General features: G+C 71.9%; 13 protein-coding genes, 1 tRNA gene and 1 pseudogene. 7 read left to right on the forward strand and 8 right to left on the reverse strand.

What is annotated here, in order from left to right; all coding sequences use genetic code 11:
* Positions 1-3: 3 nt before the first annotated feature.
* Genes CITRI_RS0113220 through CITRI_RS0113235 form a run of 4 tightly spaced genes read right to left on the reverse strand, consistent with a single transcriptional unit; the run spans position 4 to position 4,348 of the window.
* On the reverse strand, positions 4-1,533 hold the full coding sequence (locus tag CITRI_RS0113220) for an aldehyde dehydrogenase family protein (protein WP_010145353.1): 1,530 nt from the start codon (positions 1,531-1,533) through the stop codon (positions 4-6).
* A 17-nt stretch (positions 1,534-1,550) separates the two neighbouring features.
* Positions 1,551-2,417, reverse strand: coding sequence for a glycerophosphodiester phosphodiesterase (locus CITRI_RS0113225; RefSeq protein ID WP_029139321.1), 867 nt, complete (start codon positions 2,415-2,417; stop codon positions 1,551-1,553).
* A 31-nt stretch (positions 2,418-2,448) separates the two neighbouring features.
* The gene (locus CITRI_RS0113230; RefSeq protein ID WP_010145356.1) at positions 2,449-3,345 is read right to left on the reverse strand and encodes an HAD family hydrolase; all 897 of its coding nucleotides are present in this window, start codon (positions 3,343-3,345) and stop codon (positions 2,449-2,451) included.
* A 52-nt stretch (positions 3,346-3,397) separates the two neighbouring features.
* Positions 3,398-4,348 (reverse strand): carbohydrate kinase, encoded by a 951-nt coding sequence (locus tag CITRI_RS0113235; RefSeq protein WP_010145357.1) that lies wholly within the window; start codon positions 4,346-4,348, stop codon positions 3,398-3,400.
* Between the two features lie 190 nt (positions 4,349-4,538).
* Here CITRI_RS0113235 and CITRI_RS0113240 point away from each other — a divergent pair, with 190 nt between their 5' ends.
* Both CITRI_RS0113240 and CITRI_RS0113245 read left to right on the forward strand, forming a co-directional pair.
* Complete coding sequence (locus tag CITRI_RS0113240) at positions 4,539-5,867, forward strand: uracil-xanthine permease family protein (protein WP_029139323.1); 1,329 nt, start codon at positions 4,539-4,541, stop codon at positions 5,865-5,867.
* A 39-nt stretch (positions 5,868-5,906) separates the two neighbouring features.
* Positions 5,907-6,476 carry a gluconokinase gene (locus CITRI_RS0113245; protein ID WP_010145359.1) on the forward strand — a complete coding sequence of 190 codons (570 nt, stop codon included), beginning with the start codon at positions 5,907-5,909 and terminating at the stop codon, positions 6,474-6,476.
* Between the two features lie 16 nt (positions 6,477-6,492).
* On the opposite strand, the gene CITRI_RS0113250 is transcribed toward CITRI_RS0113245, so the two are convergent.
* Entirely contained in the window at positions 6,493-7,338 is an 846-nt protein-coding gene (locus CITRI_RS0113250) for a LysR family transcriptional regulator substrate-binding protein (RefSeq protein WP_010145360.1), read from the reverse strand.
* Positions 7,339-7,343: 5 nt separating this feature from the next.
* Positions 7,344-8,066, reverse strand: coding sequence for a dienelactone hydrolase family protein (locus CITRI_RS0113255; RefSeq protein ID WP_010145361.1), 723 nt, complete (start codon positions 8,064-8,066; stop codon positions 7,344-7,346).
* Positions 8,067-8,299: 233 nt separating this feature from the next.
* Between CITRI_RS0113255 and aqpZ the strand changes: the two genes are divergently transcribed.
* On the forward strand, positions 8,300-9,076 hold the full coding sequence (gene aqpZ / locus CITRI_RS17760; RefSeq protein WP_010145362.1) for an aquaporin Z: 777 nt from the start codon (positions 8,300-8,302) through the stop codon (positions 9,074-9,076).
* A 158-nt stretch (positions 9,077-9,234) separates the two neighbouring features.
* On the opposite strand, the gene CITRI_RS0113265 is transcribed toward aqpZ, so the two are convergent.
* Positions 9,235-9,798, reverse strand: coding sequence for a YceI family protein (locus CITRI_RS0113265; RefSeq protein WP_010145364.1), 564 nt, complete (start codon positions 9,796-9,798; stop codon positions 9,235-9,237).
* A gap of 389 nt (positions 9,799-10,187) precedes the next feature.
* On the opposite strand from CITRI_RS0113265, the gene CITRI_RS17765 reads away from it, so the two are divergent.
* Positions 10,188-11,444, forward strand: coding sequence for an NAD-dependent epimerase/dehydratase family protein (locus CITRI_RS17765; RefSeq protein ID WP_010145365.1), 1,257 nt, complete (start codon positions 10,188-10,190; stop codon positions 11,442-11,444).
* 78 nt (positions 11,445-11,522) lie between these two features.
* Entirely contained in the window at positions 11,523-12,725 is a 1,203-nt protein-coding gene (locus tag CITRI_RS0113275) for a glycosyltransferase family 1 protein (RefSeq protein ID WP_010145366.1), read from the forward strand.
* Positions 12,726-12,799: 74 nt separating this feature from the next.
* Here CITRI_RS0113275 and CITRI_RS0113280 read toward each other — a convergent pair.
* A tRNA-Leu gene (locus tag CITRI_RS0113280) sits at positions 12,800-12,883 on the reverse strand.
* A 288-nt stretch (positions 12,884-13,171) separates the two neighbouring features.
* Here CITRI_RS0113280 and CITRI_RS0113285 point away from each other — a divergent pair.
* Together CITRI_RS0113285 and CITRI_RS0113290 are read left to right on the forward strand one after the other, a co-directional pair.
* Positions 13,172-14,068, forward strand: a complete 897-nt coding sequence (locus CITRI_RS0113285) for a DUF3662 and FHA domain-containing protein (RefSeq protein ID WP_010145367.1) — start codon at positions 13,172-13,174, stop codon at positions 14,066-14,068.
* Positions 14,065-14,281 (forward strand): annotated as a pseudogene (locus tag CITRI_RS0113290) (FHA domain-containing protein); the annotation flags it as partial. The gene CITRI_RS0113285 and the pseudogene CITRI_RS0113290, both read left to right, overlap by 4 nt.

Genomic DNA, 14,281 nt, shown 5'->3' on the forward strand with positions numbered 1-14,281 from the left:
GTCTCAGAGCAGGCGCTTGATCGCCTGGCGCTTGGTCCAGGTGTAGGGCGGGTAGACGGCCTTGAGGGTGTCCACCTGGTCGGTCTTCGTCAGGGCCGGGCGCAGCTGGGAGAACGTCTCGAACCCGGCACGCCCGTGGTACGAGCCCATCCCCGAGGGCCCCACGCCGCCGAACGGCAGGGTCGGCAGGCCCACGTGCAGCAACGTGACGTCGAAGGCCATCCCGCCGGCGGTCACGCGCTCCTCGAACGCCCGGTGGTAGCGGGGCTTGTCCGTGAACAGGTAGGCGGCCAGCGGATGCGGCCGGGCGTTGATGAACTCGATCGCCTCCTCCACGGTGTCCACGCGCAGGATCGGCAGGATGGGCCCGAAGATCTCCTCGGCCATCAGCGCGCTGTCCGCGGAGACGTCCGCCAGCACGGTCGGCTCGAGGTACCGGTCCGCCACGTCGGCACGGCCCCCGTGCACGAGCCGCGCCGGGGCGCGCCCCTCCCCGGGCTCGAGGGCGTCCTGCAGCAGGCCGGCGAGTCGCTCGGCGTGCTGGGTGTCGATGAGCCGACCGTAGTCCGCGGAGGCCTGCGGGTCCGCCCCGTAGAACTCGGTGATGGCCTTCGGCAGGTGCCTCTCCAGCTGCCGCTGGGTCTCCTCGCCGACCACGAGCACGTAGTCCGGGGCCACGCACGTCTGGCCGGCGTTGGTGAACTTGCCGAAGGCGATGCGCCGGGCGATGGCCGGCCAGTTGCGCCCGTCCGCCACCACGCACGGTGACTTCCCCCCCAGTTCCAGGGTGACGGGGGTCAGGTGCCGGGCGGCCGCCTCGTAGACGATCCGGCCGACCCGCTCCCCGCCGGTGTAGAAGATGTGGTCGAACTTCTCGGCCAGCAGCCCCTGGACGGTCTCGGCCCCGCCCTGCACCACGGCCACCGAGCGCGGGTCCAGGTACTGCGGGATGAGGCGGCCGATGAGCTCGGACGTGGCCGGGGCCTTCTCACTGGGCTTGAGCACCACGGAATTGCCCGCGGCGACGGCGGCCACCAGCGGGGAGACGAGCAGTTGGAACGGGTAGTTCCACGGAGCGATGACCAGCACCGCGCCCAGCGGACGCGCCTCGATCTTGGCGCTGGCCGGCTGGAAGGCCAGCGGGACCTTCACGGACTGCGGTTCCATCCAGTCGGTGAGGTAGAGCAGGGCGTGGTCCACCTCGGAGCGGGTCGCCTGCACCTCGGTGACCATGGCCTCCGTGCGGGACTTGCCGAGGTCCTGCTCGAGGGCCGCGCAGATGGCGTCGGCCTCCTCCTCCAGCATCCGCCGGATCCCCTTGAGCTGCGCGGCACGGTACCGGCGCGGGTGCGGCAACCGCAGGGTGGCGGCCTGCCGCATGCGCCCGACGGCGTCGGCCGGCTCCTCCGTTCCCGTCGCCACGGCGGGGCCGGCGGGCACCGGCAGGCCGGCACCCGGTTCGTCGAGGGGCTGCTCGGAGCCGGGGGCGAGGCTCAGCGTCTGGTCCTGGACGGCGTCGGGAATCTCAGGCATCCTCCCACGGTAGCGGCCTACCGCTGGGGCCAGAAACCACGTGCCTCCATCACCGCGGCCAGGGCCTCGACGTCGTCGGTCATCAGCCCGTCCACGCCCAGGGCGAGCAACCGTTCCATCTCCGCCGGCTCGTCCACGACCCAGACGTGGACCTGCAGTCCCGCGGCCTGGCAGCGCGAGACGAACCGCGGGGTGACCACCGTGATCGGCCCCTGCCTCACCGGGACCTGCACGCAGTGGATGTGGGCCAGCCCGCGGGCGACGAACCGGGTCAGGCCGATCGGGGCGGTGAGCACGAGGGCCCCGACCGCCAGCGCCCCGCCGGACATCGCCACGGCCCGCCCGGACGCCCGGGCGAACCTGCGGCGGCGGGAGTCATGGAAGGAGGCGACCAGCACGCGGTCCCAGGCGTCATGGCGCGCCACGATCCGGGCGATCGCCTCGGCCGCCGCGTCGTCCTTGAGGTCCACGTTGAGGCGGACGTCGTCCCACTCGGTCAGCAGGTCCTCGAAGCGCAGCAGGTGCTCACCCTCCGGGGCCTCGGACGCGGCTGCCCCGGGGGTCCCGGCGGCGGCCCCGGCGAGGGCGGGATCGATGACGCGGACCCGGGCCAGTTCCTCCCACGTGTGGTCGGAGATCCGGCCGGTTCCGGTGGTGACGCGGTCGAGCACCTCGTCGTGGAAGACCATGAGCACGCCGTCCCGCGTGGTGCGCACGTCCAGCTCGAGATAGCCGTAACCGCGTTCCACGGCGGCGCGGAAGGCGGCGAGCGTGTTCTCCCGGGCGGTGTCCGCACCCCGGTGGGCGAAGGCCAGGGGCCAGCCCCGGCGGCCGGGCAACGAGTCCTTCAGGTACTGCGGCAGGCTGGGGGGCTTCACGGTCATCACCCTAGCGGGGGCGGTTGCGGGTGCGGGGTCAGTCCAGGGTGAGCAGGTGCTCGATGATCGCGGCCACGCCGTCGTCGTCGCAGGCAGCGGCGGTGGCGTCCGCCGCCTCCAGCAGCAGCGGGTGTCCGGAGGCCACGGCGTACCCGGTCCCGGCCCAGTGGATCATCTCCAGGTCGTTGGGCATGTCCCCGAAGGCGACCACCTCCTGGGCGGAGATCCCGTGCCGCGCGGCGAAGTCCTCCAGGGTGCTGGCCTTGTTCACGTCCGGGCGGGACATCTCCAGCAGGGCGACCCCGGGGGCGGAGTGGGTGACGGCCAGCAGTTCGCCGAGCAGGGACCGCACCTCGGCCAGGAAGGCGTCCGGTTCGCTGCTGCGCGTCTTGGCCAGGAACTTCACCACCTCCGGTTCCGGGGGCAGCACCTCGTCCAGGGACCGGCCGACGTGGATGCCCCGGGCGAGCTCGGCGGGAGAGTCCTCGTCCAGGCGGTCCATGAAGGCGGCGTCGAGGTGGAACCCGTCGAGGGTCTCCACGCCGAAGGATGCCGAGGGGTCCAGCGCGGCGATCATCGCCCGGGCCTCCAGGACGGTGTCGAGCATCATGGGCCGGGACTCCAGCACGGTGTCACTGACCAGGTCGTAGACCACCGCGCCGTTGGAGCAGATCACCGGCCCGGCGTGAGCGAGGCCCTCGGCCACAGGTGTCAGCCAGCGGATCGGGCGGCCGGTCACGAAGACCACCTGCACTCCGGCGTCATGGGCGGCCTGGAACGCGGCCACCGTGCGCGGCGAGACCCACCCCGTGCGGGAGTGCTCATGGCCGATGATGGTCCCGTCCAGGTCGCTGGCGATCATCCGGGGACGTCGCGTGGCACCGCCGGGCCTGACCGGCGGCGCCGGATCGAGGGCCGGATCGGGGAGGGACATGGGTCCATTCTAGGCCGGGGGCCGGTGGACCGGACCGGGCTCCCGGGCCGGTTCAGCCGAGCTCGTCGCGGGTGGGCGGGTCGGCGCCCGGCCGGGAGGAGGTGATGGCCGCCGCCCGCGCGGCGTAGGCGAGCACCGCCGTCGTGTCCTCCGGGCTGATGCCCCGAAGCTCCTCCCGGCGGTCGGCACCGAGCAGGCCGCGGTCCTTGAGGGCGATCAGCAACGCGGCGGTGAACGAGTCCCCCGCTCCCACCGTGTCCGCCACCTCCACGGGGTGCACGGGGTGCTCGGAGACGCCGGCGGCGGTGGCGCAGAGGATGGAAGTCGCCCCGCGGGTGACCACCACCATGGCCGGCTCGATCCGCTGCCACGCCACGATGGTCTCCTCGAGCGGGCGGTCTGGGTACAGCCAGGCGAGGTCCTCGTCCGAGGCGTGCACGACGTCGGCGAGCGCCACGGACTCCTCCGCCCGGCGCCGGGCCAGGGCGCGGTCCGGGACGATCGAGGGCCGGCAGTTCGGGTCGTAGCTGAGGGTGACGTCCGGCTCCAGGGCGGACAGCAGCTCCATGACGGTGGAGGCGCCCGGCTCGAGCATGGTGGCGATGGACCCGGCGTGCACGTGCGTCAGGGTCCGGCTCTTCCCGTCCCGGCACAGGGCCTGGCGGACCAGCTCGGAGAGCTCCGCGGCGGGGGGCAGCGTCCAGTCGAGGTCGAACGAGTAGTTCGCGGCCCCGGTGGGGTCCAGCCGGGCGGTGGCCACGGAGGTCGCGGTGTCGTCCGGGTCCAGGACGGAGTCCACGCCGTTGCGCGCCAGGTGGTCCCGGACCATGTCCCCGTACTCGTCCCGGCCATAGCGCCCGGTGAACAGCACGTTCTCCCCCAGCCGGGCCAGGCCGACCGCCACGTTCAGGGGACTTCCGCCCACGTGGGCCCGTGGGGTGGCGGTATCCGAGACGACGACGTCGACGAGCGCCTCGCCGATCACACCCACGTAGTCAGTCACGATTCAACGGTACCCTACGGGTCAGTTGACTCCCCGGGGATGAAGCCGCCCGCCGGACACCGCCGGGGCCGGACAGCCCCTCCTGCACGCCGACCGAAGGTGCACCGTGACCACGAACGACCCGCACACGCCCGCCGACCGGACCCCCGGACCGGACTCCCCCCGCCGCCGTCCCACCTCGCGCCCCGCACTGACCCGACGCCTCGGCATCGGCTGGACCGTCCACGGTGACGGCCGGCGCATCGCCCCGGGCGAGGTGGTCGCCCCGGACGAGCGGCTGGGCTGGCCGCAGACCATCGGCGTGGGCGTGCAGCACGTCATGGCCATGTTCGGCGCCACCGTGCTGGTCCCCACCATCACCGGGTTCCCCGTGACCGCCTCCCTGTTCTTCTCCGGCGTGGGCACCCTGCTGTTCCTGGTCATCACCGCCGGGCGGGTGCCGTCCTACCTCGGCAGTTCCTTCGCGTTCATCGCCCCCATCTCCGCGGCCATGAACCAGCACGGGATCGGGGGTGCCCTCGGAGGCGTCCTGGTCACCGGCGTGGCCCTGTTCCTCGTGGGCCTGGTGGTGCAGAGGGCCGGCGTCGGCTGGATCCACGCCTTGATGCCCCCCGTGGTGATGGGCACGATCGTGGCGCTGATCGGCCTGAACCTGGCCGGCTCCACCACGCAGGCCATGGTGGAGGCGCCGCTGACCACCTTCTCCACGACCCTGGCGATCGTCGTGGCCGCGGTCCTGTTCAAGGGGCTGCTCGGCCGGCTGTCCATCCTGCTGGGCATCATCGTGGGCTACCTGGTGGCCCTGGCGCAGGGACAGGTCGACTTCGCCCCGGTCGGCCAGGCCGCCTGGGTGGGCCTGCCGCCGTTCCACGCCCCCGAGTTCCACTGGAACATCCTGTTCCTGTTCCTGCCCGTGGTGCTGGTGCTGGTGGCGGAGAACATCGGCCACGTGAAGACCGTGGGCCTGATGACCGGCCGGGACCTGGAGGGTTCCTACGGGCGTGCGCTGATGGCCGACGGCCTGTCCACCACCCTGTCCGGGGCGGGCGGCGGCGTGGGCACCACGACCTACGCGGAGAACATCGGGGTCATGGCCTCCTCCCGGGTCTACTCCACCGCGGCGTACTGGGTGGCCGGGTGCACGGCCCTGGCCCTGGCCTTCCTGCCCAAGTTCGGTGCGCTGATCAACACCATCCCCGCCGGGGTGCTCGGCGGCGCGGGGATCATCCTGTACGGGATGATCGGCGTGATGGGCGTGCGCATCTGGGTGCAGAACTCGGTGGACTTCTCCAACACCATCAACCTGATGGCGGCCGGCACGGGACTGATCGTCGCCATCGCCAACCCCACCCTGGACCTCGGCGGGATGCAGTTCGGCGGAATCGCCCTGGGCACCGCCATGGTGCTGGTGGTGTTCCACCTGATGACGTTCATCGCCCGGTGGCGCGGCACCGAACCGGTCCCCGCCGATCCGGACGGGGAACCGTACGAGTCGGCCGAGCCCGGTCGCCTCGGCTGAGCCTGCCCGTCCCGGCCCGTTCCGCCGTACGCTGGGGGCGTGGCCGAGCACACGGAACACCCGCAGCCCCCGACGCCGGCGCCCTGGCCAGCCGGGGCCGCCCACCTCGTGGTGTCCGGCCCCACCGGGTCCGGCAAGTCCACGGTCGGCCGGCTCGTGGCGACGGCGCTGGGCCGGGTCTGGGTGGAGGGGGACGCCTTCCACCCGGTGGCCAACCGCGAGAAGATGGCCGCCGGGACCCCCCTGGACGACAACGACCGCGCGCCCTGGCTCGACCGGCTCGCCGCGGAGCTGGGCCGGCTGGGCGGGCTCGGACTGCCCGCCGTGCTGGCCTGCTCGGCGCTCAGGCGCGCCCACCGGGACGTGCTGCGTTCCTGCGGCTACCCGGTCACCGTGGTGCAGATCCTGGCCTCCCCGGACGAGCTGCGGGCCCGGCTGGCGTCGAGGCGGGAACACTTCATGCCGGCCTCGCTCGTGGACAGCCAGGCGGCCCTGATGGAGCCGCTGGCCGCGGGGGAGGACGGGATCACCGTGGTCTCCGCGGAGGACCCACAGGCCACCGCGTCCCGCATCCTGGACGAGCTGGGCTTCGTGCTGTCCTGGGACTGAGGGACCCGGCGGCCGCTCAGCGGCGCTTGCGCGGTCTCGAGGAGGACTTCGACGGCGCCCTGGAGGGCTTCCTCGCCGGTCGCCCGCCCGCCGCCGTCCGTGACACCCCGGCGGACGCGGAGCCCGCGGCGGACTGCCCGCGATCGTTCCGGGACGAGCCGGGACGGCGGCCCTTGGCGGCCCCCATGAAGTCCTGGACGAGTTCGGAGTCCGCTGACTTCAGCCAGGCCAGGCCCACGCCCCAGCCCGGGTGGCCGGACAGCGGCAGCACGATCACGTCCTTGCGGCCGAACATGCGCGCCACGGATGCCGGCAGCACGGTGTGCCCGGTCCCGCTGGCGACGATCTCCACGGCCATCCGCTCCCCGGAGCCGGGGACCTCCGGCGCCTCCAGCGGATCGGCCGGCGGTTCGGGCGCGAACCGGTCCGGGTCCATGAGTGCCTGCGGGTCGAGCTCCTCCACGGGCACCGGACCGTCCGCCTCGGGGTCCCAGGCGGCCAGCAGGTGGTCCTTGCCCACGCACACCACCGGGTCCTCCTCGTAGAACCGCACCACGTGCACGTCCTGCGGGTCGATCCCGCCCGCGCGCAACAGCGCCTCCGGCCCGGAGTCCAGCGGCCAGCGCAGGTAGCCCAGCTGGGGCAGGCCCCGGGGGGCCGAGCCACCGGGGCCGGGGGCCAGGAACGCCAGCTGCCCGCCGACGTCGTGGTTCACCAGCTGGGCCCGGCGCTCGCGCGAGGTGAAGCGGTCCACCCACTTGGAGGGCGAGGCGCCGGGGATGGTGGAGAGGAAGAGCGTCTCCGGGACGGCCGGGACGGGCGCCGGCCGCGGATCGGACGCCCGGTCGCGGGCACGGGGCACGGGGCCTACTTCACCCGGTCCTTGAGGAACTGCACCGCGCGGGACCAGGCCAGGCGGGCCTGCTCGGGCCGGTAGTTGCCCTGCGGGTTCTCGTCGTTGTGGAAGGCGTGCGGGGCGTCGTAGAAGAAGTACTCCACCTCGGCACCCGACTCCTCGCGGATCTGCTGCTCCTGCTTGCGCGCCTGGTCCGGCGGGAACATCGAGTCCTGTTCGGCGTAGTGCCCCTGGATGGCGGCCCGGACGCCCGAGTAGGCGTCCGGGACGGCCTGGCCCACTCCGTAGAACGGCACGGCGGCCGAGACCTTCGGGCCCTGCTGGGCCGCCAGTGCGAGCACGAACCCCCCGCCCATGCAGAAGCCGATGGTGCCCACGGTCTGCGAGGTCACCGCGTCCAGGGACAGCAGGTAGTCCACGGCGCCGGCCAGCTGGCGGGCGCCCTCCTCGGCCGGCAGCTTGGACATCATCTCGCCGGCCTCGTCGCCGTCGTGGGCCACCCAGCCGCCGAAGAGGTCCGGGGCCAGGGCGGTGAAGCCCTCCGCGGACAGGCGATCACACACGTCCCTGATGTGGTCGGTCAGTCCCCACCACTCTTGGATGACGATGACACCCGGCCCGGACCCGGACTCGGGCGTGGCCAGGTAGCCGTGGCCCAGCCGGTCGCCGTCCTGGCCGGGGTCCTTGTCGGGCAGCGGGAAGGTGGTGTTCTGGTGCGCGGTCTTGCCTGCCATGTACGGGCCTCCGTCGGTCTCGTCCTCAGGTCCCGGCGTCGTGGCGCCCTCGGCGCCGCCGGGTCCAGGTCCATCGCCAGTCTAGGGGTGCCCTCCCGCACGGCAAGCGTCCATACTGGGGGCGCCCGGTACCCACCGGGCGCTGTCCTCACCGTCGGCGGGAGGCCCGGGGGCCCTTGCACGGCCGTCACCCCTGTCATCCCGCGCACATGACTCGCACCTCAGGAGGCACCATGTCCACACACAGCACCGCCGCCCGGCTCCTGGCGGAGGCCCTCGGGACCTTCATCCTCGTCTTCGGCGGCTGCGGCACCGCCGTCTTCGCCGCCCAGGTGATGGACACCGACGCCGGCGTCAACATGGGCGTCGGCTTCCTGGGTGTCGCACTGGCCTTCGGCCTGACCGTGCTCACCATGGCCTACGCCGTCGGCCACATCTCCGGTGGCCACTTCAACCCGGCCGTCACCCTGGGCACGGCCCTGGCCGGTCGGACCCCGTGGCGGGACGTCGCCCCGTACATGGTCGTGCAGGTCATGGGCGCCACCATCGCCGGCGCCCTGCTGCTGGCGATCGCCTCGGGCAAGGAGGGCTTCAGTGCCGTGGAGTCCGGGTTCGCCACCAACGGCTACGGCGAACGGTCCCCGGACGGCTACTCGCTGCTCTCGGTGCTGTTGATCGAGGTCGTCCTGACGGCGGCGTTCCTCTACGTCATCCTCGGCGTCACCGACCGGCGGGCCCCGGCCGGTTTCGGCCCACTGGCGATCGGCCTGTCCCTGACGCTGATCCACCTGATCTCGATCCCCGTCTCCAACACCTCCGTGAACCCCGCCCGGTCCCTCGGCGTGGCCTGGTTCGCCGGCATGGAGGCCCTCGGTCAGGTGTGGTTGTTCATACTGGCCCCGCTCATCGGCGCGGCCATTGCGGGACTGACCTACACCCTGATGTTCCCGGACCGCCCGGACGTGAACGTCGGCATCGCCGGCCGCGAGGCGGACGACCGCCGGGCCTGAAAGCCTCATTCCCCCGGCCGCGGCGCATCCGGCGGTCGGGAACGCCCCGTCCTCCCGGGAGATCCACGGGAGGACGGGGCGTGGTCGGCCCCCGGACGTCCGGTCAGCCGGCGGCCGCGGGGGCACTGGAGGGACCTCCCGGAGGAGGCCCTTGAGGATCAGGCCTGGGCGGTCTCCTCGGACGGCAGCACGAAGGAGGCGTCGATCAGGATCTTCACGTTGTCGGAGACGAGCACGCCACCGGCGGCGGCCTGCAGGGGGGCGTTCCAGGTGATGTTGAAGTCCTTGCGGGAGATCTCGCCCTTGGCCTCGAAGCCGGCGCGGGTCATGCCGAACGCGTCCACGGTCTGGCCGCCGAACTCGGCGTCCAGCTCGACGCGCTGGGTGATGCCCTTGATGGTCAGGTCGCCCACGAGGGTGAACTCGCCGGCTGCGTCGCCGCGCACCTCGGTGGACACGAAGGTCATGTTCGGGTGGGCCTCGGTCTCGAAGAAGTCGGCGGCCTTGATGTGTGCGTCGCGGTCCGGCTGGCCGGTGTCGACCGAGTTGGCGTCGATGGTCACGTTCACGTTCGAGGCCGTGGCGTCATCACCGACGACCAGCGAGCCCTCGACGGCGTTGAAGGTGCCGCGGACCTTGGAGATGCCGGCGTGGCGGACGGTGAAGTCCACGTCGGTGTGGGTGGCGTCCAGGTTCCAGGTACCGGGGGTCAGTGCGGTCATATGAGCTCTCCTCTGGGTTGCGGCGGTGGCGTCCGGACCGCGGTCCGGCCGGTCCACCTTCTATGGTTGAACGTTCAATAGAACAGCACCTCCCCGGGAAGTATTCCTGCCCGGGAGATGAACGTCCCGTGAACCTCGAGGTACTCCCGGGGAGCACGCCGGTCCACCGCTTCCACTCCTACCCCATCCCGCCCGCCACCCACCACGGGCCGGGCCGTCGAGCGTCCCCGGTCAGGCCGTCATCCGGGGACCAGCAGGACCCTCACGCAGCCGGCGGTTGGATAGGCTCGACACAGTCCGACCCACACGACGACCCGCCGCGCGCCCCGGACGACGACAGGAACCGGCGGACGGTGTCCGGTCACCCTCAACCTGCAATGGGAGTACCTGTGAAGATTGCGATCCTCGGCGGAGACGGCTTCTGTGGCTGGCCCGCCTCCCTGCACCTGTCTGACCTGGGCCACGACGTGATCATCGTGGACAACTTCTCCCGCCGGGTGATCGACGAGGAGCTGGGGGCGCAGTCCCTGACCCCCATCCGGTCCCTGTCCGAGCGGCGCGCGGCGTGGCAGGAGGTCTCCGGCAAGGAGATCGGCTTCGCCTTCCTGGACGTCGCCCAGGACTACGAGGGCCTGGTGGAGTTCTTCCGCACCGAGCGCCCGGACGCCGTGGTCCACTTCGCCGAGCAGCGCGCCGCGCCGTATTCCATGAAGTCCCCGAAGAACAAGCGCTACACCGTGGACAACAACGTCAACGCCACCCACAACGTGCTGTGCGCGATCGTCGACTCGGGCGTGGACATCCACCTCGTGCACCTGGGCACCATGGGCGTCTACGGCTACGGCACGGCCGGGATGAAGATCCCGGAGGGCTACCTGGACGTCGAGGTCACCGCCCAGGAGGACGCCGAGGGCAACCCGGTCGAGCCGCACCGGATCCCCCAGCAGATCCTGTACCCGACCAACCCGGGCTCGATCTACCACATGACCAAGGTGCTGGACCAGCACCTCTTCGCCTACTACGTGAAGAACGACTCGCTGCGGATCACGGACCTGCACCAGGGCATCATCTGGGGCACGCACACCGCGCAGACCCAGCTCGACGAACGCCTCATCAACCGCTTCGACTACGACGGCGACTACGGCACGGTGCTGAACCGCTTCCTGATGCAGGCGGCGGTCGGCCACCCCCTGACGGTGCACGGCACCGGTGGCCAGACCCGCGCCTTCATCCACATGCAGGACATGGTCCGCTGCGTGCAGATCGCCCTGGAGAACCCGCCGGCCACCGGGGACCGGGTCAAGATCTTCAACCAGATGACCGAGACCCACCGCGTGCGGGACCTGGCCGAGCTGGTCGGGCGCATCACCGGCGCCGACGTGCAGATGGTGCCCAACCCGCGCAAGGAGTCCGCCGAGAACGATCTCCACGTGGTCAACGACGCCTTCATCGACCTGGGCCTGAACCCGACCACCCTGTCCGAGGGCCTGCTGCTCGAGGTCGAGCAGATCGCCGAGAGGTACCGGGACCGCGCGGACCTGTCCCGGGTCCCGGCCACCTCCTTGTGGACAGCCCAGCAGCATGCCGGGATCCCGGAGTACACCCCGTCGCGCCCGGCGCCGGCGGCACACGCCTCCGTCCAGTGACCTGACACGGGAGGTCCCCGACGCCGGCGCCCGCGGTCCGGCGTCGGGGACCTCCCGCAGCGCCCGCCGAGGAGCCGCATGCGCATCGCGATGTTCACCGAGGTCTTCTTGCCCAAGATCGACGGGGTGGTGACCCGGGTGGTGCGCACCCTGGAACAGTTGAGGGACCTGGGCCACGAGGTCCTGCTCTTCGCCCCCGGCCACCCGCCGGCCGAGTACGCGGGCCACGAGGTGGTCCGGGTGCGCGGTGTCTCCCTGCGCCCGCTATACCCCGAGCTGAAGGTCGGCATGCCCACCCCGGAGATCGCCCGGAAGATGGAGGCCTTCCGCCCGCACCTGGTGCACACGGTCAACCCGGTCTGGCTGGCCGCCTACGGGGTGCTCTCCGCAGGACGGCGCGACGTGCCCCAGCTGGCCAGCTTCCACACGGACGTCCCCCAGTACACCGAGTCGCTGCGGGTCGGCTGGGCACGGCACCCCGCGGAGAGCTGGATCCGGTTCATCCACAACAAGGCCGAGGTGAATTTGTGCACCTCCGGCCCCATGGTGGAGCGGGCCCGCCAGGTCGGGATCCGGCGGGTGGGCCTGTGGCCGAAGGCCGTGGACACCACCGGCTACCGCCCCTCCCACGCCTCCGCGCCGATGCGCGCCCGGCTCACGGACGGCCACCCCGAGGCTCCCCTCGTGGTCTACGTGGGACGCATGAGCCGGGAGAAGGACCTGGATGCGCTCCTGGAACCGATGCGCCGGTTGCGGCAGCGGGTGCCCGGGGCCCGGCTGGCCATGGTCGGTTCGGGCCCCCACGTGGAGCAACTGAGGAGGCACTTCGACCCGGCGTGGACGGTGTTCACCGGTTACATGTCCGGCCCCGAACTGTCCCAGGCCTATGCGAGCGCGGACGTCTTCGCCTTCCCCTCGACCACGGAGACGCTGGGCCTGGTGGCCCTGGAGTCGATGGCCTCCGGGGTGCCCGTGGTGGGCGCCCGGGCGGGCGGGATCCCCTTCGTGATCGACGACGCGCGGACCGGTTTCCTCGTCGATCCCGTTGACGTGGACGGCTGGGCGGACCGGCTCGAGCGACTGCTGACGGATCCCGGGCTGCGCCTCCGGATGGGCCGGGCCGCGCGCGAGGAGGCCGAACGGCATTCCTGGCGCGCCGCCACCCAGACGCTCGTGGGCTTCTACGACCAGGCGATCGACACCCACTGGAGGGACCACCGCAGCCTCCACGGGCCACTGCTGGACCGCTTCGCCCGGCCCATGCCCCGGCCCCTGGACTGACGCGGCGCCTGCCGCCCGAGGCCTACACGACGAAGGCCCCGGACCGATGGTCCGGGGCCTTCACTCGACTCGCGTGCGCGAGGGGGGACTTGAACCCCCACGTCCGTAAGGACACTGGCACCTGAAGCCAGCGCGTCTGCCAATTCCGCCACTCGCGCGAGATTGCTGGTCTGTCTTCCCGGACGAAAGGCCTTGCGGATTCCTTCGTGCCGGTCAGAACAGCAGGATCCATCTTAGCCACAACCTTCCCCGAATCCCAAATCGAGGACGGCGACGGCATGGACACCCGGTCTTCGGGCCTCGATGCGGCCACTGATACCCCACCGGCCCCGGCCACCGGTCCCCCTCGCAGCCACTCCGCAATCCGCGGTGGTCCTGCCTCTCACGGTTCCCTCACCCCGGCCGCGTACTATCGACACAGACATCTGCGGAAAGGAGAACCCCGCGTGGGTCTTCTGGACAACCTCGAGCGCGGCCTGGAGAAGGCCGTGCAGTCGGCCTTCTCGGCCGGTGGCACCCGCGCGGTGAAGCCGGTCGAGATCGCCAATGCCCTCAGACTGGCCATGGACGACGAGGCCATGGCCCTCTCCGAGGGCCGCACCCTCGTGCCCAATGTCTTCACCGTGTCCTTCTCCACCCCTGACTTCGAGCTGGCCCGCAAGTGGGGCTCCGCCCTGGCGGAGGAACTGTGCGACGAGGCCATCCGCCACGCCCAGGACCAGGGGTACACCCTGCACGGTCCGGTGCGGGTCACCTTCGTCGAGGACGGCGCCCTGCGCCCCGGCAAGCTCGGGATCGAGGCCGTCTCCGACCGCACCGGCGGGGCGGACCAGGCGGGCGGCGCCGGCGCCGCGCCCACGGCGACCGGCTCGGCCGACGTCGCGCCCTCCGCGCCGGTGGAGCGTGAGCCGGCGCCTCGCCCCACGCCCTCTCCCTCCCGGGGCCCGTCACCGGTCCCCCCGGCCGCCGTGGCACCCGCAGCCCCCAGGACCTCCGGCCCCGGACCCCGGGCCCGCCCCGTAGACGCCGATGCCCCCCTGCAGCCGGTCCTGGAGATTGACGGACGCAAGTACGCGATCAACGCGGACTCGATCGTGCTCGGCCGTTCGGCTGACGCGGACATCCTGGTGGACGACACCGGGGTCTCGCGCCGTCACCTGGAGGTGATCACCCGCGGGCAGACCGTCATGGCGGTCGACCTCGGCTCGACCAACGGCTTCTACGTCAATGACCGTAAGGTGGACGGGTCCACCGTGCTGCGGGACGGGGACCGGATCACCATGGGCCGGGTCACCATGGTCTTCCGCAAGCTACCGGCCAGGAACCGTGGAGGTGACCAGTGAGCGAACTCGCCGTCGCCGCCCTGCGCATGGGCCTGCTGTTGGTCATGTGGATCCTCATCATCTCCATCGTCTCCTCCCAGGGCCGTGACCTGATGGTGGGCGCCCGGAACAAGGTCCGTTCCCGCAACGGGGCCGGCACGCCCGCAGCGGCCGGTGCCGGTGGCGGCACGTCCGCAGCGGCCGGTGCCGGTGGCGGCACGTCCGCCGCCCCGA

The organism is Citricoccus sp. CH26A, assembly GCF_000224415.1.
Lineage (GTDB): Bacteria > Actinomycetota > Actinomycetes > Actinomycetales > Micrococcaceae > Citricoccus.